Origin of the sequence: Methylorubrum salsuginis (assembly GCF_900114375.1) — a bacterium.
In the GTDB taxonomy this organism is placed as follows: domain Bacteria; phylum Pseudomonadota; class Alphaproteobacteria; order Rhizobiales; family Beijerinckiaceae; genus Methylobacterium; species Methylobacterium salsuginis.
The window spans coordinates 1-21,939 of sequence record NZ_FOSV01000019.1 but is presented as its reverse complement, the minus strand read 5'-3'; the positions used below and the strand labels follow the sequence as shown (position 1 = coordinate 21,939).

The following is a 21,939-nucleotide window of genomic DNA, read 5'->3' as shown; positions in this document are numbered from 1 at the left end:
CTCGAAACTCTCACGCCACCTGTCCCTCCAACCGCTCCAGCGCACGCTCCCGCCCGATCAACGGCAGCAATCCCGCCAGATCGGGCCCATGCTCCAACCCCGTCAGCGCCAGCCGCAGCGGCATGAACAGCGCCTTCCCCTTCGCCCCGGTGGCGGCCTTCACGGCGTCGGTCCAGGCCTTCCACGTAGTGGGGCCGAAAGGGCCCTCGGGGAGCAGGCGGGCGGCTTGCGCGATGAAGGCGGGGTCTTGGATCACCGGGGTGACCGGGCCGTTCACCACGCGCCACCAATCGGCGGCCTCGCTCACGCGGGCGAGGTTGGCCCGCACCGCGAGCCAGAATGTTTCGGAAATTTCCTCCGGCACCCCGAGGGCCGTCAGGCGCTCGCGCGCTTCAGCGAAGGGCATGTCGTGGACGAGCCGGGCGTTGAGGCCGTCGAGTTCGGTCGGGTCGAACCGGGCAGGCGCCCGGGAAAGGTGGGCGAGGTCGGTCAGCGTCGCCAACTCGTCGAGGGAGGCGACCGGGCGCACGGCCTCCGCCGAACCGGTCAGCACCGCCAGCGAACGCACGGCCGCCGGCTCGTAGCCGGCCTCGCGCAGCGAGCGCAGCGAGAGATGGCCGAGGCGCTTCGACAGCCCCTCCCCGTCCGCCGTGGTCAGCAGGTTGTGGTGGCCGAAGGCCGGCACGGGTGCGCCGAGCGCCTCGAACAGCTGCACCTGCACGCCGGTGTTGGTGACGTGGTCCTCGCCGCGGATCACGTGCGTGACGCCGGTCTCGGCGTCGTCCACCACGGAGGGCAACGTGTAGAGGTAGCTGCCGTCGGCCCGCACCAGCACGGGGTCGGACAGGGAGGCGCAATCGACGTGGCTGTCGCCGCGCACGAGGTCGGTCCAGGCGACGACGCGGTGGTCGAGCAGGAAGCGCCAATGCGGGCGCCGGCCCTCGGCCTCCAGGGCGGCGCGGTCGGAATCGGTGAGGCTCAGGGCGGCGCGGTCGTAGACCGGCGGCTGGCCGCGGCCGAGCTGGCGCTTGCGGCGGCGCTCCAGCTCCTCTTGCGTTTCGTAGCAGGCATAGAGCCGCCCCGCCGCCTTCAGGCGCGCCGCGGCCGCGTCGTAGAGGGCGGTGCGGTCGCTCTGGCGGAAGAACAGGTCGGGGTTGACCCCGAGCCAGGCGAGATCGGTCTCGACCGCTTGGGCGAATTCCCGGGTCGAGCGCTCCCGGTCGGTGTCGTCGAGCCGCAGCAGGAAACGCCCGCCGTGGCGCCGGGCGTAGAGCGCGTTGAGGAGCGCCGGGCGGGCATTGCCGATATGGAGGAAGCCCGTCGGCGAGGGGGCGAAGCGGACGAGGGGAGCGGCACTCATGCCGCCCCTCTACCCAAATTTTTCGGGTCTCGCACCCGCTGCGCAGGCTGTCTCAGTTGCCGTAGGGATCGGGCGCGGCCCCAGGGGCGAAAAAGTTCGAGAAATTGTAGCGCAGGCCGATGCGGAACTCGTTGGCGGCGAGATCCTTCACGCGGGTGTTGTAGCCGAAGGCGTCCAGGCCGCTCTTGGCGCGGCCGAGATCGACGTAGCGATAGGCGGCATCGAGCGTGAAGCCCGCGCCGATGTCGTAGGACAGGCCCGCCGTGAGCGCCCAGGCGAAGCTGGCGACGGAGCGGTTGGCGCGGGGCACGACATCGCGCGGGCCGGGGGCCGAGCCTTCGATGCCATCGCATCCGACTTCGAAGCAGGTCGTCTGCGTGTAGTTGCGGCGCATCGCCTTGTCGGCGAAGCCGATGCCGCCGCCGATGTAAGGCGTGAAGCCGTACCACGTGCCGAGATCGGCATAGACGTTCACGAGGCCGGTCAGCACGTCAATCTTGCCGGCCTCGACGTTGTAGCCGGTGACGAAGCCCGTGCCCGACGAGAGGGCGCGAAAATCAGAGGGGCCGCGCTGGTCGATCGTCGCGTCGATGCGCAGCCAGGGGAAGACGCGGTAGCCGATACCGCCGCCGTAACCGCTCGCCGGGGTCATCCGCAGATCGAGAAGGGGGTTGATGCCGGGACCGGCCGGGACTGCATCCTTCGGATCGGCGAACCAGCTCTGCGTGAAGTCGCCGCGCAGGTACCAGCCGCTGCCGATCTCGACCGGGGCCACCGCCGGGGGCGGAGGCGGCGGGGGCAACAGGTCCGCGGCACGGGCGAGGCCGGGCGCGGCACAAGCGAGAACGGTCGCCGCGAGGGCGAGACGGCACGGAGCGATCATGAACTCTCTCGGGGATCGGCAGCCTCACGGCCGCGGTGCGATTGCCTAAGAGCTTGATCCCAAGAGGTTATGATGAGCTTAACCTTAACCGGGTCGTTCGCGCAAAAGAAGAGCGGCGCGGGAGTGCCCGCGCCGCTCGATCATCGTCCGTCGAGATCGTGGATCAGTACTTGCGCACCAGCGGGCCCGGCGGATAATCGACCGGCGCCAGCGGCGCCGGGGCGCCGAACATGTAGCGCAGGCCGAACTTCACGTCGTGGGAGTCGAGCTCCTTGAGGCGGTAGACGGTCTTGGTGGCACAATCCGGGATGCACGTGACCACGCCGGTCTGCGCGCTCCCCATGTTGAGATAGCGATAAGCGAGTTCGAGCTTGACGTTGTGCGACAGTGCATAGGCAAAACCGGCATGCGCCGCCCAGGCGAAGCTCGTCTTATCCTTGGCCGGACTTTCGCCCAGCGGGACCGACGAGGTACCGTTGCCGTAATCGTACGACTTACCGAAAGAATGGTGCGCCACACCGACGCCGGCGCCGATGAACGGCGTCACCCCGAAGAACGTGCCGAGGTCGACGTAACCGTTGACGAGGCCGACCACCGAATCGAACTTGCCCTTATTCAGGTTGAACTTGTCGTCTTCCCCGTAGGACTTGTCCTGGGCGTAGAATTGCCACTTTGTCTGGAAGCGGTACTCGCCAGTGGCGTCGAAGCGCAGCCAAGGATTGAACTGGTAGCCGATACCCGCGCCTGCGAACCACTGGCTGCCGACCTTATCCTCAATGGTCCTGTAAATGTACGGAAGCGGAGGCTTCGAGACATCGACCGCCTCGGTGCGGCGCAACTCGAGGTCGCCCCAGCCGCCGTCGCCGCGCAGGTACCAGCCGCCCGCGAAGTCGACCGGTTCGGCGATCGGGGGAAGCGGCGGGGGCGGCGGAGGGGGCAGGAGATCGGCGGCTTGGGCCAGGCAGGGCACCCCGACGCCCGCGAGGAGCGTGAGAGAGCGCGCCCAGGCGAGGAGCGTGGTGCGGCGGCGCATGCGGGAATCCTTCACTCGTCGGGCGCGCCGGAAACAGAAGGGCCGGCCCGTGGTGCGAGTTGGAGAATGATCCGTGAAGGTTAAGCCGCACTTAACGTAAAAAATTAGCCTTGCCGATTTATGGCTTTTCTCGGAACGACTGCAAACACGTCACGGGCGCCGGGGAAGGCCGCCGGGAAGCGGCGGCCCGTCGGGCCGCCGGCTCGGAGCGAAGGCTGGCTGCCTTCAGGCCGCCGCGCGGCTGACCGCGTCGACCACCTCGTCGACCACTTCGTTGACGAGGTCCCGGTCGTCGCCCTCCGCCATCACGCGGATCACCGGCTCTGTACCCGAGGGGCGGATGACGAGGCGCCCCGAGGCGCCGAGCCGGTCCTTGGCCTGGGCGATGGCAGTGACGACGGAATCGGCGCGCAGCGGCTCGCCGGAGCGGAAGCGGACGTTCTTGAGGATCTGCGGCAGCGGCTCGAAGCAGTGGCAGACCTCGCTCACCGGCCGCTCCTGGCGCTTGACGACGCTGAGCAGCTGAAGCGCGGCGACGAGCCCGTCGCCGGTGGTGGCATAATCCGACATGATGATGTGGCCGGATTGCTCGCCGCCGAGATTGTAGCCGTGCTCGCGCATGTGCTCGAGCACGTAGCGGTCGCCGACGGCGGTGCGGGCCAGATTCAGGCCGAGGCCGTTGACGTAACGCTCCAGGCCGAGATTCGACATGATCGTGGCCACGAGACCGGGCTGGGTCAGCCGCTCGTCCTCCTTCCACGAGCGCGCGACCACGGCCATGAGCTGGTCGCCATCGACCTTCTGGCCCTTCTCATCGACGATCAGGACGCGGTCGGCATCGCCGTCCAGCGCGATGCCGACATCGGCGCGCAGCTCCCGGACCTTGTTGACGAGGGCGGCCGGGGCCGTCGAGCCGACATCGTGGTTGATGTTGAAGCCGTCCGGCTCGACGCCGATGGAGATCACTTCGGCGCCGAGTTCCCACAGGGTCTCGGGGGCGACGCGGTAGGCGGCGCCGTTGGCGCAATCGACCACGACCCGCAGACCTTCCAGGGTGACGTGGCGCGGCAGCGTGCGCTTGGCGAACTCGATGTAGCGGGCATGCACGCTCTCGATGCGCTTGGCCCGGCCGAGATCGCGCGAGCCGGCGAGCTTCTTGCGCAGGTCACCCTCGAGCAGGGCCTCGATTTCGAGCTCCACCTCGTCGTTGAGCTTGAACCCGTCGGGCCCGAACAGCTTGATGCCGTTGTCCTCGAAGGGGTTGTGCGAGGCCGAGATCATCACGCCGAGATCGGCCCGCATCGAGCGGGTCAGCATGGCGACCGCGGGGGTCGGCATCGGGCCGAGCAGCAGCACGTCCATCCCGACCGAAGTGAAGCCGGCGACGAGCGCGGTCTCGATCATGTAGCCCGACAGGCGCGTGTCCTTGCCGATGACCACGCGGTGGCGGTGGTCGCCCCGCTGGAACACGACGCCCGCCGCCTGCCCCACCTTGAGGGCGAGTTCGGGGGTGATGACGCCGTTGGCGCGCCCGCGGACGCCGTCGGTTCCGAAATACTTGCGCAACGTCGCTTCTCCGAATTCCGGACGGGTGCCAGCCGGTCGCACTCTAACAGATCGAGGCCCGGACCGGTGGATCGGGCGCAGGCGTGGTGAATCGGTTGCTCCCCGACAAAGGCGTTGGAAATACGGCCGAGGAACCGCCGTCATGCCAGCTTCGGCAACGCCGAGGCGAGCATCGTCACGCCCGAGACGGTCAGGAGACCGAGCACCAGCCGGCGGAAACCGGTCTCGCTGATGCCGGCATAGACGCGTGTGCCGAGAAGGGTCGGGACCAGCATGGCGAGCAGCACGACGGCAAGGGTCGGCAGCATCGACGGTCGGACGACGCCCGAGGCCAGATAGGCCACCATGATCGCCAGCAGCATCGACAGATTGAAGTTCTGGATGACGTTGCGCTGCTTGTTCCGCTCATAGCCGCGCAAGGTGCACCAGAGCGTCGGCAGCACGCCGGTGAAACCGCCGAGCCCTCCGAGCACGCCACCCGCAAGGCCCACGACCGTATCCGCCGCCCGGCCGCCCCCGGTGATCCGCGGCAGATTCCGGGCGAACAGCATGGCCGGGCACCAGACGACCAGCAGGCCGCCGAGGATCGCCTTGAACCAATCGATGTCGAGGCGCGGCAGCAGGGCGACGCCGAGGGGTATGCCGACGAGGCCCCCGAGGATGAAGGGCGCGAGCAGCGGGAGATCGAAACCGCGGCGGACCTTTGCGGCGGCGACGAGCTGCCCGCCGAGGCTGCCGGCCACGGAGAGGAACGCGGCGAGTGTCGGATCGATCACCCAGGCCCAGACCGACAGGGCGGTGAGGCCGAACCCGAAGCCGGACAGCCCTTGCACGAATCCGGCAAGGGCGGCGCCGAGGGCGACGATCAGTAGAGTCGAGAGGGTCATGTCGCGGTGCGGGTGCCGCCAACCGGATTGGATCGGATGGTCCGACCAAGAAGAAGGGGCGCCTCGCGGCGCCCCCTGCTGAACGAAACCTGTCGGGTCGGCCTCAGCCCTGCGGCTGGGGGCTCGGCTCCAATCCGTCGCTGCCACGCGGACGGCCGCGGCCGGTCGAGGGCACCGTCGAACCGCGGGCCGGGGTGGGCGGGACGTCGCCGGAATCGCGCACCGGGGGCTCGCCCTGGAGCAGCTTGCGGATCTCGTCGCCCGAGAGGGTCTCGTACTCGAGCAGCCCCTGGGCCAACGATTCCAGATCGTCGGCCTTCTCGGCGAGGATGCGGCGGGCCTCTTCCAGGCCGGCTTCGACGAGGCGGCGCACCTCCGCGTCGATCTTCTGGGCGGTGGCCTCCGAGACCGTCTGCTGACGACCCATCGACATGCCCAGGAAGACTTCGTCGTTGTTGTCGCCGTAGGCCACGGTGCCGAGTTCCGGCGAGAAGCCCCAGCGGGTCACCATCATCTTGGCGAGCCGCGTGGCCTGCTCGATGTCGGACTGAGCGCCCGAGGTCACCTTGTCCCGGCCGAAGGTCATCTCCTCGGCAATGCGCCCGCCCATCATGATCGCGAGGCGCGAGGTCATCTGCTCGAACGACATCGACAGCTTGTCGCGCTCGGGCAGCTGCATGACCATGCCGAGTGCACGGCCGCGGGGGATGATGGTGGCCTTGTGGACCGGGTCGGTCGCCGGGACGTTGAGGGCGACGATGGCGTGGCCGCTCTCGTGATAGGCGGTGAGGCGCTTCTCGTCCTCGGTCATGACCAGGGTGCGCCGCTCGGCGCCCATCATCACCTTGTCCTTGGCGTCCTCGAACTCGTGCATCGTGACGATGCGCTTGCCGCGACGCGCGGCGAGGAGCGCGGACTCGTTGACGAGGTTCATCAGGTCGGCGCCCGAAAAGCCGGGGGTGCCGCGGGCGATGGTCTTGAGATCGACGTCGGGCGCCAGCGGCACCTTGCGGACGTGGACGCGCAGGATGCGCTCGCGGCCGGTGACGTCCGGGTTCGGCACCATGATCTGGCGGTCGAAGCGACCGGGACGCAGCAGCGCGGGGTCGAGCACGTCGGGGCGGTTGGTCGCCGCGATGATGATGACGCCCTCGTTGGCCTCGAAGCCGTCCATCTCGACGAGCAGCTGGTTGAGGGTCTGCTCGCGCTCGTCGTTGCCGCCGCCGAGGCCGGCGCCGCGGTGGCGACCCACCGCGTCGATCTCGTCGATGAAGATGATGCAGGGGGCGTTCTTCTTGGCCTGCTCGAACATGTCGCGGACGCGCGAGGCGCCGACGCCGACGAACATCTCGACGAAATCCGAGCCGGAGATGGTGAAGAACGGCACGTTGGCCTCACCCGCGACGGCGCGGGCGATCAAGGTCTTACCCGTGCCGGGGGGGCCGACGAGCAGCACGCCGCGGGGGATGCGGCCGCCGAGCCGCTGGAACTTCTGGGGGTCGCGCAGGAACTCGACGATCTCCTGCAGGTCCTCCTTGGCCTCCTCGACGCCGGCCACGTCCTCGAAGGACACGCGCCCATGCGCCTCGTTCAGAAGCTTGGCCTTCGACTTGCCGAAGCCCATGGCGCGACCCGCGCCGGACTGCATCTGGCGGCTCAGGAAAATCCAGGCGCCGATGAACACCAAGATCGGCAGCCAGCTTACGAGAAGCTGGATGAACCAGGGGGTGTTGTCGGAGGGCGGGCGGGCGGTGATCGACACGCCCTTGCTCTGGAGCTTCGAGACGAGGCTCGGATCGTTGGGGATGTAGCTCGTGAAGTTGCCGCCGCCCACATAGGTGCCGCTCACGTCCTGCCCGGCGATCACGACGGACTGGATCTTGCCCGAATCGGCATCGTTCAGGAGCTGGCTGTAGGCGATCTCGCTGCCGCCGCCGCGGTGACCCGGGTTCTGGAACAGGGTCACCAGCGCGAGCACCAGCAGGAAGATGACGACCCACAGGGCGAAGTTGCGGAAGTTCGGGTTCATCTCTCGGTCCTGAGAGGCGTGCGGGCGACTTCCCGCGGCTGCCGGGGCATGCTCCACGCGCTCCCGGCCAATGTAGGCGGCGGCTCTCCCGTTGCCAAGTAAATCGGCTGCCCCTGCGGCGAGGTCGCCGTGCAAGGTTATTTTCGGGGGGCGACGCGTCGGCGCGGCGGGGCGGGCGTGAGCCGGATGCGGCCGGAGGGGCCGACGCTCACGATTCTGTCGCGCAGGGTCCGGCGCAGGGCTTCGCCGCGGGCGAGCGCCGGCAGGATGCCGTCGAGGACGAGCGCTTCGAGCCGCTCCAGACGTCGGGGCGGGGCCGCGTCGTCCTGGCCCAGCGCCGCATCGAGCACCCGCAGGACGATGGCCTCCGGCTCGCGGGCGAGGCGGCTTCCGTCGAGGATGAGCCCCTCCCCTTCCCTCGCGAGGCACACCTCGGCGAGCACCGTCGCGGCGCGGGACGCGAGCGCGGCTTCGTTGCGGGCGATGCGGGCGGCGAGCCGCGCCAGCCGATCGGGCGAGAGCCCCTCCCCTTCGAGGAGCGGCAACAGGCGACGTAGCCGGGCACGGGCGAAGCGTTCGTCGGCATTCGAGGGATCGCGCACGAAGGGCAGCCCATGCGCGGTGCAATAGGCGACGAGGTCGGCCTTGGGCAGGGCGAGGAAGGGACGCAGGAGGCGCAGGCCCTCGCCGATCATGCGCTCGGACCGCATGCCGGCGAGCCCCGCCGGGCCGCTGCCGGCCAGGAGCCGCATCAGCACGGTCTCGGCCTGATCGTCTCGGGTATGGGCGGTGAGGATGCGGTCGGCGCCGATGCCCTTCGCGTGATGCGCGAGAAGCCGGTAGCGCGCGGCCCGCGCTTCGGCCTGGACGCGGCCCTCGCGCCGGGGCGCGTCCCAGGTCAGGACGGCGTGCGGCAGCCCGAGTTTGTCCGCGAGACGGCCGACATCCGCGGCCTCTTCCGCCGAGCCAGCGCGCAAGCCGTGATCGACGGTGGCGAGGAACAAGCCTTCAGGGGCGCCGAGCCTCGCGGCGGCGTGCATCAGGGCGGTGGAATCCGGCCCACCGGAGACGGCGAGCAGCACCGGCGCGGTCGCTCTCTCCAAGAAGGGCGCGAGGGCGCGGGCGAGGCGGGATTCGAGGTCGGTCGAACTCAAGCCGCGCAGCGGGCGCGCTTCTGCTCCCGCTCGACGCCCTGGCGCACGCTGGCGCCCGCGCCGGGGAACTTGCGCTCGACCTCGGCCAGCGTGGCGCAGGCCTGGGCCTTGGCGCCGAGGGCGTGGAGCGAGGCGCCGAGCTTCATCATCGCCTCGGGCGCGACCGGCGAGGCGGCGTAATCGGTCGAGACCTTCAGGAACTGTTCGGCGGCCTCGCGCGAGCGGTTGCGCTGGAGATAGCTCTCGCCGAGCCAGTAGGTCGCCTTGGGCACCAGCCGGTCGCGGGGATGCGACTGGATGAACTGGCGCAGGCTCATCTCGGCCTGCTCGTATTGCCGCTCGCGGATCAGGGCGTAGGCGGCCTCGAAATCGGCCTGGGCATCCCCGGTGCCGGTGGCCGCGATGCTGGATGTCGGCGGCTCCGCGGCGGCGACCTTGGCCTGCGGCGGGGCGATGTCGACCGGGCCGCCGAGACCGGGCGGCGGCAGATCGGTGTCGCCGGGCTCGCCCGCATCACCCTCGTCGACGCCGGCCCGGCGCAGCGGCGCATCGGCTTCGGCGATGGCGCCGGTCGGCAGCGGGAGCGAGGGCTGGGTGCTGCCGAGTGGCTTCGGCGCGCCCGGCGCGTTGGGGTTCTGGGAGGGATCGAAGGCGTCGCCGCGCTTGCCCGGCTTGCCCTCGCCCGGGTTGACGCCGTAGGGCGCGCCGCCCGACGGCGACGCGGCCGGAGGGGCCGCAGGCGCACGCTTGGCGGCCGGAGCCGGAGCACTCCCCTTCCCTTCCTGAAAGCGGAACTCGACGTCTTCCTGGAATTTGCGAAGCTGCTCCTTGAGCTGGCGGTTCTCGTACTGGAGCGTCTCGATCTGGCCGGAGAGCTGCCGGGAGACGTTCTCCAGGCGGTTCAGGCGCACGATCAGCTCGGAGGCATCCTGCGCGCGCAAGGGCGTCGCGAAGGCGAGGGCGAGCCCGACGGTGAGGAGAAGGCGGCGGAGCATGGGGCTGGCACCGATCGTCAGTTCGTTCGCGGCCGTCGCTCGGGTTACCAGAAGGCCCGGCCGGCCGCAAAACCGGTTTCGTCGCCTGCCGGATGCTACGAGCCGGCGCCGTTGTCGAGCACGGTGACCGCGCGGCGGTTCTGCGACCAGCACGAGATGTCGTTGCACACCGCCACGGGGCGTTCCTTGCCGTAGGACACCATCCGCATCCGGCCCGCCGCGATGCCGCGGGAGGCCAGATAATCCTGCACCGCCTGCCCGCGCCGGGCGCCGAGGGAGAAATTGTACTCGCGGGTGCCGCGCTCGTCGGCATGGCCCTCGATCAGGAAGGTGTAGCGCGGGTAGCGCTGCAGCCACGCGGCCTGCTTGTCGAGGGTCGCGGTGGCGGTGGGTGTCAGGTCGGTCGAGTCCGACTCGAAGAACACCCGGTCGCCGATGTTGACGACAAAGTCCTGCGCGCTGCCGGGCCGGGCCGGGCCGCCGGCCCCGCCCGCGCCGAAGCCCGAGGCGTCGGCGAGGTCCTTGTCCTTGGAGCAGGCGCCGAGCCCGAGGGCCGCGCACAGAGCCAGCGTGAGGGAAAGCCCCCGGATAGGCGCGGGTGTCGGCATCGTCTGTCTCCTCGGCCCGCACCGTGCGGGCCGGCTGCGTTCGGTTGAGAACGGTTTAGCCGCAGATGGTTAAGCGTCCTTGACGGCAGGCGCCTCGTAGCCGGCTCCGCGGTGCGGCCCGGTGCGCCTGCACACCCAAGCTTTCATCCGATCAATGCGGCACGCTGGAGACGTGAGGGGTGGGCGGGGGCGTTTCGGCCCGGCTGTTGCGGCGCAGCAACAAGATTCCTGCTTCAGGCGGCCCGGAGCAAAGCGATCGCCGAGCGCGCCCGGGCCGCGTCCGCCAGGGCGTCGTCCAGCGCGGCCTCGACACCGACCTCGCGCAGGCAGGCCTGCTCCAGCCGGGCACAGGCCCGCGACAACGACGAGAAGGCGAGCGCTCCGCTCGACGAGACCAAAACGTGGGCGTCGCGGGCGAGCTGATTGCGGTCGGCCGAGGGCGGTTCGAACCGGGTCGCGATCTCCCGGTCGAGGGCGCCGAGGAGTTCGAGCAGCCGGGGGCGCCCGAACAGCTCCTCGAGGTCGGCCATCGTCTCGCTGTCGAAGTCGGCCATGCGGCGGTCTTGCCTCGTGAATTCTTGACGTGACGGAACCGTCTCAAGGGAACGTTAACCGGACGACGGTGTGATGCGGCCGGACCTCACCGGAAGAAGGCCATGGTGTCGCGCCCAACGATTCTCATTGTCGAGGACAACTATCTCCTGCTCGAAATGCTCACGCATTTGTGCGAGCAGGAGGGCATCGCGGTGCTGGCGGCGTCGAGCGGCGAGGCCGCGCTGACGATGCTGCGCGACGGACGCGCGGCCATCGACTGGCTCTTCACCGATATCAACCTTCCCGGTCTGATCGACGGCTGGGAGGTCGCCGCCGCCTATCGCGAGCGTCATCCGCAGCGCCCGGTGATCTATGCCTCGACCCTGCCGCGGCTGGAGCGCCGTACGGTGCCGGGGAGCATCTATGTGCGCAAGCCGTTCCAGATCCGTGAGATTCTGTCGCTGGCGCGGATGATGGCGGTCGAGAGCCGGACCCCGGAGGCGCTGCGCGCCACCGGCTGATCGCCTCGCCGGCCCCGTCGCGCACCGCTTCGAGGTCGCGGGACATCCGCGACCCGGCCGCTCACGGCATCTGGTTCGCACGCTCCGCCGCCAGCGCCTCGGCCCGCTTGCGCTCGTCCGGGCCGAGGCCGGCGGTCGCCTGATCGAGCACCTCGTCGGAGCGGCCCTGCGCCGCCGCCGCGAGATTCCAGCCCGCCGCCTCGACGAGGTTTTTCGGCAGGCCGCGCCCGTGGAGATAGAGCCGGGCGACGCGGTTCTGGGCGATGGCGTTGCCGCGCCGCGCCGCGTGGAGGAAGTAGCGGGCGGCCCGTCCCTCGTCCTTGGTCACGCCGTCGCCGAGAAACAGCCGGATCGCGAACTCGACCTCGCCCGCGAGGTCGCCGTTGTCGGCGGCGCGCCGGAACCATTGCGCCGCCTGGACCGTGTCCTTCTTGACGCCCTTGCCCTGAAGGTAGAGCACGCCGAGCGCATGCTGGGCCGGGGCGATCTCGGCCTCCGCCGCCTTGCGGAAGTTGGCGGCGGCCGCCGCCTGCTCCTCGGGCTTCGGGTCGCCGATCTGGATCAGGGCGAGGTTGTAGGCCGCGCTCGGCTCATTGCGCTGAGCCGCCTTCTCCAGCCAGTCACGCCCGGCCTTCGCGTCCTTGGGCTGGCCGCGCCCGTCCATCGCCATCAGGCCCAGCGACGCCATGGCGTGCGGCTCCCCCTGCGCGGCGGCGAGGCGGTACCATTCCAGGGCGCGCTTCGGGTCCTGCTTGGTGCCGAGGCCCTGATTGTAGAGTTCGCCGAGCAGCGTCATCGCCGCGGCGTCCTTGGGGTTCGCCTCGATGCGCTTCGTCGCCTCGCGGAAGGCGGTGACGTAACGCCCGCGCTGATAGGCGCCGTAGGCCGCATCCGCATTCGGATTGGGCTTGGACGGCACCGCCCCGTCGGATTTCGCGCTGTAGGGCGAGGGCAACTCGCGATCGAGGCCCTGGCCGGGCTTCCTGGCCGGAGCCGCCTCCTTCGCCGGCGTCTCGGCGGGCTTCGGCACCGCGAGGGCCGCCCCCGGCATCAGGAGGGCGGCGACGAGCGCCCATCGCCTCATCCCGCCGCGCCGCCCGCGCGACAACTCATCCGAAAAGCGAAAAAGAATCATCGAGCCTTGTCGAGAACCGCCTGCGCCGTCCGCACTCCCTCGGCATCGCCGAGCCAGAGGGCGCTTTCGAGGCCGACGAACTCGGCCCCGGTCGCGGCGAGCGCCTCGACCTCGTCGCCCTGCACGGCCACGGCGATGCAGGGCGTCTCGAAGATCTCGGCCCACCAGGCGGCGCGCTCGCGGACCTCGTTCGCATCGGGCGCCACGCCGTCGGGAAACAAGCCACCGAACAGCAGGTAGTCGGCACCGGCCTCGCCGGCCAGCATCGCGGTGTCGCGCGAGCCGAGCACGCCGCCGGCCCCCAGGATGCGCCCGTCGCGCAGGCGCCCGCGCAGATCGCGCAGGGTCTCGTCCTCGGCGCGCTCCACATGCACGCCGTCCGCGCCGCCGCGGGCGGCGACCGAGACGAGGTCGCCGTCGAAATCCGGCACGGCGACGACGACCGCCGCGCCCCGCTCCTGCGGCGCCGGGCACAGCTTCTTCAGAAGGCCGACGAGGCTGCGCTCGTCGCTGGCCGCGAGCCGGAGGATCACCGCCGCCACGTCGCCGGCCGCGCAGGCCGCATCGAGCGCCCGCGCGGTGTCCTCGGCCTGTTCAGGGCCGAGACCGTAGGGAGACAGGAGGGCGAGGCGGGGCTTGGGGCCCGCCGGTTGCGGCTCGCTCACGTCGGTGGCCTCAGGCGTCGATGCGGGGGTCGAGGGAGCCGCTGGCATAGCGCTTGGCCATCTCGGCGACCGAGATCGGACGGATCTTCGTGCCCTGGCCGGCGGTGCCGAACTCCTCGAAGCGCTGCTTGCACAGCTTGCTCATCGCCTCCATGGCGGGCTTCAGGTACTTGCGCGGATCGAACTCCTCCGGGCTCTCCGTGAGGATGCGGCGGATCTGGCCGGTCATCGCCATGCGGTTGTCGGTGTCGATGTTGATCTTGCGCACGCCGTGCTTGATGCCGCGCTGGATCTCCTCCACCGGCACGCCCCAGGTCGGCTTCATTTGGCCGCCGAACTTGTTGATGATGTCCTGCAGCTCCTGCGGCACGGACGAGGAGCCGTGCATGACGAGGTGGGTCGTCGGCAGGCGGCGGTGGATTTCCTCGATCACGTTCATGGCGAGCACGTCGCCGTCGGGCTGGCGGGTGAACTTGTAGGCGCCGTGGCTGGTGCCCATGGCCACCGCGAGCGCATCGACCTTGGTCTCGCGCACGAACTTCACCGCCTCGTCCGGATCGGTCAGGAGCTGGTCGTGGGAGAGTTCGCCCTCGGCGCCGTGGCCGTCCTCGGCCTCGCCGGTGCCGCTCTCGAGCGAGCCGAGCACGCCCAGCTCACCCTCGACCGAGACGCCGGCCCAATGGGCCATCTTGGTGACGTTGCGGGTGATCTCGACGTTGTAGTTGTAGTCGGCCGGAGTCTTGCCGTCGGCCTTCAGGGAGCCGTCCATCATCACCGAGGTGAAGCCATACTGAATCGCGGTGGCGCAGGTGGCTTCGTTGTTGCCGTGGTCGAGATGCATGCAGACGGGAATGTGCGGATAGATCTCCACGAGGCCGTCGATGAGCTTGGCCAGCACCACGTCGTTGGCATAGGCGCGCGCGCCGCGGCTCGCCTGGAGGATCACCGGCGAATCGGTGGCGTCGGCCGCCGCCATGATGGCGAGCCCCTGCTCCATGTTGTTCAGGTTGAACGCGGGCACGCCGTAGCCGTACTCGGCGGCGTGGTCGAGGAGCTGCCGGAGGGTGATGCGTGCCATGGTTCGATCCTCGTCCGATGCGGCCCCCGTGCGGGCCTATCCCTTTCGGGCGTATATAGGCGCGTCCGTGCGGTCAGGCTGCGCGCGGACGCGAAAAACTTGAGTGTAATGTAACGGCGCTTCCGCGGATTTTTCTCTCCCATCCGCGGGAGAGGGTGGCCCCCGAGGGGGTCGGGAGAGGGGAGCGACGGTGCCGCTTGGCCGCGTTCGACGCGAACTCCCAGGAAACGTCGCTCCCCTCTCCCCCTCGCATCCGCGAGGCACCCTCCCCCGCAGAGGGGGGAGGGTTATGAGCGTTGCGTCAGCCCTTCGCCCGCAGCGCCTCGACGCCGGGCAGCTCCTTGCCTTCCAGCCATTCGAGGAAGGCGCCGCCCGCGGTCGAGACGTAGGAGAAGGCCTCGCCCACGCCCGCGTGGTTGAGCGCCGCCACCGTGTCGCCGCCGCCGGCCACGCTGACGAGTTGGCCGGCCTTGGTGCGGGCCGCCGCGTGCTGGGCCACCGCGACCGTACCGGTGTCGAACGGGGTCAGCTCGAAGGCGCCCAGCGGGCCGTTCCAGACCAGCGTGCGGGCCTCGTCGATGGCGCCGTCGATCGTCGCCATGGAGGCGGCACCCACATCGAGGATCATCGCGTCGGACGGCACGGCGTCGACCGGCACCGTCTCGTTCTCGGCATTCGCCTTGAACTCGCGCGCCACCAGCGCATCGGCGGGCAGGATGATGGTGCAGTTCTTCTCCTTGGCCGCCGCCATGATGCGCTGGGCGGTGTCGGAAAGATCCTTCTCGCACAGCGACTTGCCGACATCCTTGCCCTGCGCGTGCAGGAAGGTGTTGGCCATGCCGCCGCCGATCACCAGCATGTCGACCTTGGCGACGAGGTTTTCGAGGAGATCGATCTTGGTCGAGACCTTGGCACCGCCGACGATGGCGATGACCGGGCGAGCCGGCGATTCCAGGCCCTTGGTGAGCGCGTCGAGTTCGGCCTGCATCAGGCGACCGGCATAGGCCGGCAGCACGCGGGCGAGGCCTTCGGTCGAGGCGTGGGCGCGATGCGCCGCCGAGAACGCCTCGTTGACGTAGAGGTCGCCGTTGGCGGCCAGCGCCTTGGTGAAATCGGGATCGTTCTTCTCCTCGCCCGCGTGGTAGCGGGTGTTTTCGAGAAGAAGCACGTCGCCGTCCTTCAGGGCGCCAACGGCGGAGGCCGCGGCCTCGCCGACGCAATCCTCGCCGAAGGCCACCGGCTTGCCGACCTTTTCGGAGAGCGTCGCCAGGATGGGTTTCAGCGAATCCTTCGGGTCCGGCTTGCCCTTCGGGCGGCCGAAATGGGCGAGCAGGATGACCTTGCCGCCTTGGTCGGCGATCTCGCGGATCGTCGGCACCACCCGCTCGATGCGGGTCGCGTCGGTGACGCGGCCTGCTTCCATCGGCACGTTGAGGTCCACGCGCAGGAGCACGCGCTTGCCCTGGAGCGGGCCGGCATCGTCGAGGGTGCGGAAGTCGGGCATGCCGGTCGCTCTTACGGGTTGGAGGTCGTCTGCGGCTGACCGCCGAGGCTCGGCGGCAGCAGCTTGTCGAGGTTCGCCCGCTGCACCGCGACCATCAGGGCCACGGTCAGCACGGCGGTGATGAGGGCGGTGAGCACCAGGGCGCCGGTGCCGGGCAGCCGGTTGATGCGGTCGGCCATGCCGCGGACCTCGCCGCGCAGCGAGGCGAGATCGGCCTGGCGCGCCGCCTCGTTCATGCGGGAGGACGCGTTCTCGACCTTGTCCTCGACGCGCGAGAGCAGCGCCTCGGAGCGGGCGTACTTGTCCTCGATGCGCGCCGCCTTGTCCTCGATGCGGGCGAGCTGATCGGCATGGTTGACCGCACTGGCGGCCGGCAGGTCCGCCTTGCCGATCGCGGGTGCCGGGGCCGGCGCCGGGGTGACCGTCGCGGCGGGAGGCGGGGTGGTCGGGATGAAGTCGGTCCCGGACGACTTGGTCGGCGAGGTCTCGGTCATCGCGTGCACACCGTTGTTTTGAAGTGAGGCCGAAGCCCCGTTCATGCGTGAGGCGGCCGGCACGAGCCGGCCGCCTCGTTCAGGCTGATCTAGGCGATCAGATCAGCTTGGCCATGGCGACGGCGGTGTCGGCCATGCGGTTCGAGAAGCCCCACTCGTTGTCGTACCAGGACAGGATGCGCACGAAGGTGCCGTCCATGACCTTGGTCTGGTCGAGGTGGAACGTGGACGAGTGCGGATCGTGGTTGAAGTCGATCGACACGTTCGGCCGGTCGGTGACGCCGAGCACGCCCTTGAGCGGGCCGGCGGCGGCGGCCTTGATCGCCTCGTTGATCTCCTCGACCGAGGTCGCGCGCTTGGCGGTGAAGACGAGATCGACCGCCGAGACGTTCGGGGTCGGCACGCGGATCGAGGTGCCGTCGAGCTTGCCCTTCAGCTCCGGCAGGACCAGGCCGACGGCCTTGGCGGCGCCGGTGGTGGTCGGGATCATCGACAGCGAGGCGGCGCGGGCCCGGTACAGATCCTTGTGCATCTGGTCGAGCGAGGGCTGGTCGTTGGTGTAGGAGTGGATCGTCGTCATGAAGCCGCGCTCGATGCCGACGGCCTCGTTGAGCACCTTGGCGACCGGCGCCAGGCAGTTCGTGGTGCAGGAGGCGTTGGAGACGACGAGGTGCTCGCCGGTCAGGCCCGCGTGGTTGACGCCGTAGACGACCGTGAGGTCGGCGCCGTCGGCGGGCGCCGAGACGAGGACGCGCTTGGCGCCGGCATCGAGATGGGCCTTGGCCTTGTCCTTCGAGGTGAAGATGCCGGTGCATTCCATGGCGATGTCGACGCCGAGATCGCGGTGCGGCAGCTCGGCCGGGTTGCGCACGGCGGTGACCTTGATGCGCTTGCCGTTGATCACGATGGCATCGCCCTCGACGGCGACCTCGGCCGGGAAGCGGCCGTGGACGGAATCGTAGCGCAGCAGGTGGGCGTTGGTCTCCACGGGCCCGAGATCGTTGATCGCCACGACCTCGATGTCGGTGCGGCCGGCCTCGACGATGGCGCGCAGCACGTTGCGGCCGATGCGGCCGAAGCCGTTGATGGCAACCTTGACGGTCACGGCGTGACTCCTTGGCTTTGGGGCGCGCCTTCGCGCCGACGGGGAAGCGGGGATGCGGCGGGCGGGCGCCCCGCCTGCGAATGCGGGACCGCTCCAAGCGGGGCCGCACTGAACCTGACATGAACCGGGACCGGAGACGCACCCGCACGCGTCCGGACGGCGGACGGTTTGCGCGGGGAGCCTGTCAGGGGCACGGTCGGGATTCCGATGGGCGGCGGCGCGCGGAGAGCGCGGGAGGCCGGGCGCGGGCTCTCTAACATGGGGGCCGGGGCTGTCAAAGATCGTGGGTGCCGCTGCGAACAGGCTGGAATTTCGAATGCGCTTGGCTGAAACCTCTCAACAGCGAGGCAGGACGGGGAAGGATCAACCGGGCAGTATGGCGAAGGCTGGTGAGAAGGCGGCGGCAATTCCGCTCGAGGAAGCGATCGGTCGGCTCGACGCGGCCCTGGCATTGCTGGAGACGGCAGTGGCGCGGCGTCTAGAGGCGGAGCGCAGCCGCGGCGACCGGGAGACCGAGTTCGCCCTGCTGGAGGAGGATCGCGCGCGATTGGCCGCCGAACTCGACGCCGCGGGCGCCCGGCTCGCCCGGATGAACGTCACCACCGGCGAGGTCGGGCGCCGCCTCGATCGCGCCATCGAGACCGTCAAGGATGTCCTGTCCGGCCCGTCCGGCTCGTAAGGCGAAAGAGTGCGCGTCCCATGCCCCATGTCAGCGTCACCATCGCGGGCAAGAGCTACCGCATGGCCTGCGGCGAGGGCGAGGAGAGCCATCTCGAAGCGTTGGCCCACGACCTCGACAAGCGGATCGCCGACATGCGCGGGGCCTTCGGCGAGATCGGCGACATGCGCCTTCAGGTCATGGCGGCGCTGACGCTGGTGGATGAGTTGCAGGAGGCCCGGCGCCGCATCGCCGACATGGAGCGTGATGCCGCCCGCGAAGCCGGCGAGCAGGCCCGCCTCGCCGCGGGCGTCGGCGTCGCCGCCGAACGGATCGACCGGCTGGCGCGGGCTTTGTCGGGGCATTCGGGGGGCTGAAAATCGACGGCCGGGTTGAACGACCGACTGATGCTGTACCATCGGCCGGCAGGCTGGACTCTTGACGCATTCATACTTGGATCCCAGCACTGAACGAGACCTCAACTCGATGCGCCATTCTTCAAATTCTGCATATGTCGTGTTTTTGAAAATAATGAAAATCGTTAGAGTTTTATTTCAATTCGTTTTGCTGATCTTGCTTGCTCTTCTTTTGATGGATCTCATTTCTGCGGCGGGATCGAGCGACTGTCGCGCTCCTTCGGGCGAACGGACCCACAATTGCTTTCCCTGGGGGATGACGGAAGGACCCATGGAGGGCGGCAGCTGGAATTACATGAACAAAACGAGATACCTGACGACTTCCGGCATCATGTGCGCGGGCCTTGCTTTGGCGGTCTGTATTCCAATAATTGTGAAAAATATCTGGCTATCATTGATTTTAATGATTGTAATTTGTCTTGGCGGGATTCGGGCACTACTTGAGGTCAACAAAATCATCTTTACGATGCTCGGCTGGTGATCTGCGAGGGGTACCCCCCTCGCAAGCGCGATCGACAGGCCATCTCCAACTCTGGCTCGCAAGAGGATGCACCGGCCGATCCGGCCTGCGATCCACGCGGGGCCGGCGGTTCGAAATCGCGCACGTTTCCCCCTAGCGCCGGAGCCGCGCCGGCTCTACATCTCGTGGGCGGGGCTGCAGGGTTCGTCAGGAGAACTTTCCCCGGGGCCTTATCGACTCCCTAGGGAGCTGTTCCTGGCCTCGTCCGTGGACTTGGCCAACACGGCGCCCACCTACTCTGTAGGTTTCCCGGGATCGACACTCCGACGGCTCAGGTGGCTCCGCACTCTTCCCCCCTTCGCGCCCACAAGGCGCAACTCCGCGCCGAGGTTCTGGCCCGGCGCGACGCGCTCTCCCCCGAGGCCCGCGCCGCTGGCGCGCAGGCCGTGGCCGAGACGATCATCGGGCAAATCCCGGAACTGGCCGATGCGCCCCTCGTCGGCGCCTTCTGGCCGATCCGCAGCGAGATCGATCCGCGCCCGCTGATCGAGCGGCTGTTCGCCCGCGGCCAGCGCGTGGCCTTGCCGAAGGTGACGAAGCAGGGCCTCGTCTTCCGCGAATGGCGGGCCGGCGAGGAACTGGTGAAGGGCAGCTTCGGCCTGTCCGAACCGCGCGACGACCTGCCCCCGCTCGACCCGACCGCCCTGATCGTGCCGCTCGCCGCCTTCGACCGGGCCGGCCAGCGCATCGGCTACGGCGCCGGCTATTACGATCAGGCGATCGAGCGGCTGTCGAAGAACGGCCCGGTGTTGACCGTCGGCATCGCGTTCTCGGTGCAGGAGATCGGGCAAGTCCCGGCCGAGCCGCACGACCGCCCCCTTGACCATATGGTCACCGAAGAAGGTCGCGTGCCTCTTCGGCAGAGCTAGATTTCATGCGCATCCTCTTCCTCGGCGACATCGTCGGACGCCCCGGCCGCCACGCGGTGGCGGAGCGCCTGCCCCGCCTGCGCGAGCGCTGGCGGCTCGATTGCGTCATCATCAACGGCGAGAACGCGGCGGGCGGCTTCGGCATCACCGAATCGATCTGCGACGAGATCCTGCAGGCCGGCGCCGACGCGGTGACGCTCGGCAACCACTCCTTTGACCAGCGCGAGGCGCTGGTCTTCATCGCCCGCCAGCCGCGGCTGATCCGGCCGGCGAACTACCCGCCGGGCACGCCGGGCCGGGGCGCCACGGTGATCGAGACGGCCCGCGGCGCCCGCGTCCTCGTCGTCAACGTCATGGGCCGCATCTATCTCGACCCGCTCGACGACCCCTTCGCGGCCGCCGACCGCGAGCTGGAGGCCTGCCCGCTGGGTGCGGCGGCCGACGCCGTGATCGTCGACATGCACGCCGAGGCCACCAGCGAGAAGCAGGCGATGGGCCATTTCCTCGATGGCCGCGCGAGCCTCGTCGTCGGCACCCACACCCACGCGCCGACCGCCGACCACCGCGTCCTGCCCCACGGCACCGCCTACCTTTCGGATGCCGGCATGTGCGGCGACTATGATTCGGTGCTCGGCATGCAGAAGGAGGAACCGGTGCGCCGCTTCCTCCAGAAGACGCCCGGCTCCCGCCTGGAAGCCGCCACCGGCCCCGGCACGCTCTGCGGCGTCGCGGTCGAGACCGACGATGCGACGGGGCTCGCGAAAAGGGTCTGGGCGGTGCGGCTCGGGCCGCATCTGGAGGAGAGCTGGCCGCGGGAGTGGGATTAGGTTCAACACGCGATCCGCGGGACCGTGCAAAGGGCCGCTGAGGGTGGGAAGCGGATGTGTTTGGCAGTGTCACGGGAGCGCCTGGTCAGGTCGCTTGGAACCGTCCCGGACGCATCGGATCCACGCCATTCCCATGACGAAACTGCACGCCAGTATGAAGAGCGAGCTGCCCGCTAAGATCCAAGCCCATTTCTCGGACGTCCAGATCACAGGGCGAGTGCACGAACCAGGGCGGATGCTGACGGTGATCTGCTTCCCACTGGACAACCACGAAGGTCGATAACCCATCGACACATCCTGCGAGCAGTTGGGTGGACCTCCCGCGCCGGAGCTATCGTAGGTGAGGGTTGCCTTGACGGCACCTTTCGACAGCAGTTCCACGCGTGTCACGCGCGCGTCGACACGCTGCCCAGTGCGCAGCACCGTCACGTCTTCAAATTCGAGGAATGTCTTCCGGGCAAAGTACCCCGCTCCAACCAGCCACATGAGGGCCATGGCCAGCAAGAAACGGACGGTCTCTGTTTTTTGCTTGTCTCTGTCTTGTAGGCCTACCAAGCGGAGGCAGACGTCTCCGACTACGACGTAGATAGCTCTGAGGCTCGTCCACTGCATTTCGCACTCTGGATCACCGCAATGCTGAGAATTAGGCTCCGCTCATGCATGATCCCTCGATGCTAAAATTCTGTGTCGAGCGTCTTCTTTGGGTCGATTCCGTCGAAAAACTCGGTGGCCCCCACGCTCACCGTCGGACGGGATGGGCTTTTGCCGTTGGACCGGTGTGTGCCCGGCCGGTCAAGCCGGGCTCGGCTGCGGGACCGGGATGATCTTTGCGAGCTTCTTCAGGTTCTGGGCTGCGGCTGCGAGGTGGAACTCGTCCTTCGCTCCGTTTGGCCCTCGTAGCCGGAGGCGGTCGAGCTTCAGGATGCGCTTGAGGTGGGCAAACAGCATCTCGACCTTCTTGCGCTCGCGCCGTGAGGTTTTGCCTTCCTCGGAGCGTGCGATGTCGCGGGCCATGTCCCGTGCGCCCTCGTAGATCGAGCGCGGGACCTTGCGCCTCGGCTCGTTCGGGCAGCACCGCGCTTTTAACGGGCATGGCGT

General features: G+C 69.0%; 23 protein-coding genes and 1 other RNA gene. 7 read left to right on the top strand and 17 right to left on the bottom strand.

Annotation, left to right across the window (positions count from 1 at the left end):
- Positions 1–10: 10 nt before the first annotated feature.
- The 10 genes from gltX to BM140_RS18975 all read right to left on the bottom strand — a co-directional run bounded on the left by gltX (position 11) and on the right by BM140_RS18975 (position 11,069).
- Positions 11–1,360 (bottom strand): glutamate--tRNA ligase, encoded by a 1,350-nt coding sequence (gene gltX, locus BM140_RS19020; protein ID WP_091950002.1) that lies wholly within the window; start codon positions 1,358–1,360, stop codon positions 11–13.
- 52 nt (positions 1,361–1,412) lie between these two features.
- Positions 1,413–2,243, bottom strand: coding sequence for an outer membrane protein (locus BM140_RS19015; protein ID WP_091950000.1), 831 nt, complete (start codon positions 2,241–2,243; stop codon positions 1,413–1,415).
- Positions 2,244–2,406: 163 nt separating this feature from the next.
- Positions 2,407–3,276 carry an outer membrane protein gene (locus tag BM140_RS19010; RefSeq protein ID WP_091949998.1) on the bottom strand — a complete coding sequence of 290 codons (870 nt, stop codon included), beginning with the start codon at positions 3,274–3,276 and terminating at the stop codon, positions 2,407–2,409.
- 225 nt (positions 3,277–3,501) lie between these two features.
- Positions 3,502–4,842 carry a phosphoglucosamine mutase gene (gene glmM, locus BM140_RS19005; RefSeq protein ID WP_091949996.1) on the bottom strand — a complete coding sequence of 447 codons (1,341 nt, stop codon included), beginning with the start codon at positions 4,840–4,842 and terminating at the stop codon, positions 3,502–3,504.
- A 140-nt stretch (positions 4,843–4,982) separates the two neighbouring features.
- Entirely contained in the window at positions 4,983–5,729 is a 747-nt protein-coding gene (locus BM140_RS19000) for a sulfite exporter TauE/SafE family protein (RefSeq protein ID WP_091949994.1), read from the bottom strand.
- Positions 5,730–5,832: 103 nt separating this feature from the next.
- Complete coding sequence (gene ftsH, locus BM140_RS18995) at positions 5,833–7,758, bottom strand: ATP-dependent zinc metalloprotease FtsH (RefSeq protein ID WP_091949993.1); 1,926 nt, start codon at positions 7,756–7,758, stop codon at positions 5,833–5,835.
- A 137-nt stretch (positions 7,759–7,895) separates the two neighbouring features.
- Positions 7,896–8,912 (bottom strand): tRNA lysidine(34) synthetase TilS, encoded by a 1,017-nt coding sequence (tilS, locus tag BM140_RS18990; protein WP_244535507.1) that lies wholly within the window; start codon positions 8,910–8,912, stop codon positions 7,896–7,898.
- Positions 8,909–9,907 carry a tol-pal system protein YbgF gene (ybgF, locus tag BM140_RS18985; RefSeq protein WP_091949991.1) on the bottom strand — a complete coding sequence of 333 codons (999 nt, stop codon included), beginning with the start codon at positions 9,905–9,907 and terminating at the stop codon, positions 8,909–8,911. The genes tilS and ybgF overlap by 4 nt, the downstream gene beginning before the upstream one ends.
- Positions 9,908–10,002: 95 nt before the next feature.
- Positions 10,003–10,515, bottom strand: coding sequence for a peptidoglycan-associated lipoprotein Pal (pal, locus tag BM140_RS18980; RefSeq protein ID WP_091949989.1), 513 nt, complete (start codon positions 10,513–10,515; stop codon positions 10,003–10,005).
- A 233-nt stretch (positions 10,516–10,748) separates the two neighbouring features.
- On the bottom strand, positions 10,749–11,069 hold the full coding sequence (locus BM140_RS18975) for an Hpt domain-containing protein (protein ID WP_091949987.1): 321 nt from the start codon (positions 11,067–11,069) through the stop codon (positions 10,749–10,751).
- Positions 11,070–11,171: 102 nt separating this feature from the next.
- On the opposite strand from BM140_RS18975, the gene BM140_RS18970 reads away from it, so the two are divergent.
- Positions 11,172–11,570, top strand: a complete 399-nt coding sequence (locus BM140_RS18970) for a response regulator (RefSeq protein ID WP_091949985.1) — start codon at positions 11,172–11,174, stop codon at positions 11,568–11,570.
- Positions 11,571–11,631: 61 nt separating this feature from the next.
- On the opposite strand, the gene BM140_RS18965 is transcribed toward BM140_RS18970, so the two are convergent.
- The 6 genes from BM140_RS18965 to gap all read right to left on the bottom strand — a co-directional run bounded on the left by BM140_RS18965 (position 11,632) and on the right by gap (position 17,551).
- Positions 11,632–12,654: a tetratricopeptide repeat protein gene (locus BM140_RS18965; RefSeq protein WP_091949983.1), complete on the bottom strand. Its 1,023-nt coding sequence runs from the start codon at positions 12,652–12,654 to the stop codon at positions 11,632–11,634.
- Positions 12,655–12,701: 47 nt separating this feature from the next.
- Entirely contained in the window at positions 12,702–13,370 is a 669-nt protein-coding gene (locus BM140_RS18960; RefSeq protein ID WP_091949981.1) for a thiamine phosphate synthase, read from the bottom strand.
- 10 nt (positions 13,371–13,380) lie between these two features.
- Positions 13,381–14,448 (bottom strand): class II fructose-bisphosphate aldolase, encoded by a 1,068-nt coding sequence (fba, locus tag BM140_RS18955; protein ID WP_091949979.1) that lies wholly within the window; start codon positions 14,446–14,448, stop codon positions 13,381–13,383.
- A gap of 301 nt (positions 14,449–14,749) precedes the next feature.
- Positions 14,750–15,952, bottom strand: coding sequence for a phosphoglycerate kinase (locus BM140_RS18950; protein ID WP_091949977.1), 1,203 nt, complete (start codon positions 15,950–15,952; stop codon positions 14,750–14,752).
- 11 nt (positions 15,953–15,963) lie between these two features.
- A complete protein-coding gene (locus BM140_RS18945; RefSeq protein WP_091950135.1) occupies positions 15,964–16,446 on the bottom strand; it encodes a hypothetical protein in 483 nt (160 codons plus the stop codon).
- A 97-nt stretch (positions 16,447–16,543) separates the two neighbouring features.
- Positions 16,544–17,551: a type I glyceraldehyde-3-phosphate dehydrogenase gene (gene gap / locus BM140_RS18940; RefSeq protein WP_091949975.1), complete on the bottom strand. Its 1,008-nt coding sequence runs from the start codon at positions 17,549–17,551 to the stop codon at positions 16,544–16,546.
- A 376-nt stretch (positions 17,552–17,927) separates the two neighbouring features.
- Between gap and BM140_RS18935 the strand changes: the two genes are divergently transcribed.
- From BM140_RS18935 to BM140_RS18915, 6 genes are all read left to right on the top strand, one after another.
- Positions 17,928–18,230, top strand: a complete 303-nt coding sequence (locus BM140_RS18935; protein ID WP_091949973.1) for a DUF4164 domain-containing protein — start codon at positions 17,928–17,930, stop codon at positions 18,228–18,230.
- Positions 18,231–18,250: 20 nt separating this feature from the next.
- Complete coding sequence (locus BM140_RS18930; protein ID WP_091949971.1) at positions 18,251–18,586, top strand: cell division protein ZapA; 336 nt, start codon at positions 18,251–18,253, stop codon at positions 18,584–18,586.
- Positions 18,587–18,695: 109 nt separating this feature from the next.
- Complete coding sequence (locus tag BM140_RS25520; protein ID WP_131803893.1) at positions 18,696–19,106, top strand: hypothetical protein; 411 nt, start codon at positions 18,696–18,698, stop codon at positions 19,104–19,106.
- A 168-nt stretch (positions 19,107–19,274) separates the two neighbouring features.
- Positions 19,275–19,431, top strand: a non-coding RNA gene (gene ssrS, locus BM140_RS18925) — 6S RNA.
- Positions 19,421–20,014, top strand: coding sequence for a 5-formyltetrahydrofolate cyclo-ligase (locus BM140_RS18920; protein WP_091949969.1), 594 nt, complete (start codon positions 19,421–19,423; stop codon positions 20,012–20,014). The genes ssrS and BM140_RS18920 overlap by 11 nt, the downstream gene beginning before the upstream one ends.
- Positions 20,015–20,019: 5 nt before the next feature.
- Positions 20,020–20,841 carry a TIGR00282 family metallophosphoesterase gene (locus BM140_RS18915; protein WP_091949967.1) on the top strand — a complete coding sequence of 274 codons (822 nt, stop codon included), beginning with the start codon at positions 20,020–20,022 and terminating at the stop codon, positions 20,839–20,841.
- 792 nt (positions 20,842–21,633) lie between these two features.
- Here the strand turns inward: BM140_RS18915 and BM140_RS18905 are convergent.
- On the bottom strand, positions 21,634–21,939 hold a 306-nt coding region (locus BM140_RS18905; protein WP_165616499.1), incomplete at its 5' end, for a transposase.

Excerpts from the sequence above, each read along its gene's own strand:
- BM140_RS18965 (WP_091949983.1), bottom strand. The coding sequence starts at position 12,654 with ATGAGGCGATGGGCGCTCGTCGCCGCCCTCCTGATGCCGGGGGCGGCC.
- BM140_RS18930 (WP_091949971.1), top strand. The coding sequence starts at position 18,251 with ATGCCCCATGTCAGCGTCACCATCGCGGGCAAGAGCTACCGCATGGCC.
- BM140_RS19010 (WP_091949998.1), bottom strand. The coding sequence starts at position 3,276 with ATGCGCCGCCGCACCACGCTCCTCGCCTGGGCGCGCTCTCTCACGCTC.
- fba (WP_091949979.1), bottom strand. The coding sequence starts at position 14,448 with ATGGCACGCATCACCCTCCGGCAGCTCCTCGACCACGCCGCCGAGTAC.
- BM140_RS18935 (WP_091949973.1), top strand. The coding sequence starts at position 17,928 with ATGGCGAAGGCTGGTGAGAAGGCGGCGGCAATTCCGCTCGAGGAAGCG.
- ybgF (WP_091949991.1), bottom strand. The coding sequence starts at position 9,907 with ATGCTCCGCCGCCTTCTCCTCACCGTCGGGCTCGCCCTCGCCTTCGCG.
- gltX (WP_091950002.1), bottom strand. The coding sequence starts at position 1,360 with ATGAGTGCCGCTCCCCTCGTCCGCTTCGCCCCCTCGCCGACGGGCTTC.
- pal (WP_091949989.1), bottom strand. The coding sequence starts at position 10,515 with ATGCCGACACCCGCGCCTATCCGGGGGCTTTCCCTCACGCTGGCTCTG.
- BM140_RS18975 (WP_091949987.1), bottom strand. The coding sequence starts at position 11,069 with ATGGCCGACTTCGACAGCGAGACGATGGCCGACCTCGAGGAGCTGTTC.
- BM140_RS18945 (WP_091950135.1), bottom strand. The coding sequence starts at position 16,446 with ATGACCGAGACCTCGCCGACCAAGTCGTCCGGGACCGACTTCATCCCG.
- BM140_RS18970 (WP_091949985.1), top strand. The coding sequence starts at position 11,172 with ATGGTGTCGCGCCCAACGATTCTCATTGTCGAGGACAACTATCTCCTG.
- BM140_RS19000 (WP_091949994.1), bottom strand. The coding sequence starts at position 5,729 with ATGACCCTCTCGACTCTACTGATCGTCGCCCTCGGCGCCGCCCTTGCC.
- BM140_RS18915 (WP_091949967.1), top strand. The coding sequence starts at position 20,020 with ATGCGCATCCTCTTCCTCGGCGACATCGTCGGACGCCCCGGCCGCCAC.
- BM140_RS25520 (WP_131803893.1), top strand. The coding sequence starts at position 18,696 with ATGCGCCATTCTTCAAATTCTGCATATGTCGTGTTTTTGAAAATAATG.
- ftsH (WP_091949993.1), bottom strand. The coding sequence starts at position 7,758 with ATGAACCCGAACTTCCGCAACTTCGCCCTGTGGGTCGTCATCTTCCTG.
- BM140_RS18950 (WP_091949977.1), bottom strand. The coding sequence starts at position 15,952 with ATGCCCGACTTCCGCACCCTCGACGATGCCGGCCCGCTCCAGGGCAAG.
- BM140_RS19015 (WP_091950000.1), bottom strand. The coding sequence starts at position 2,243 with ATGATCGCTCCGTGCCGTCTCGCCCTCGCGGCGACCGTTCTCGCTTGT.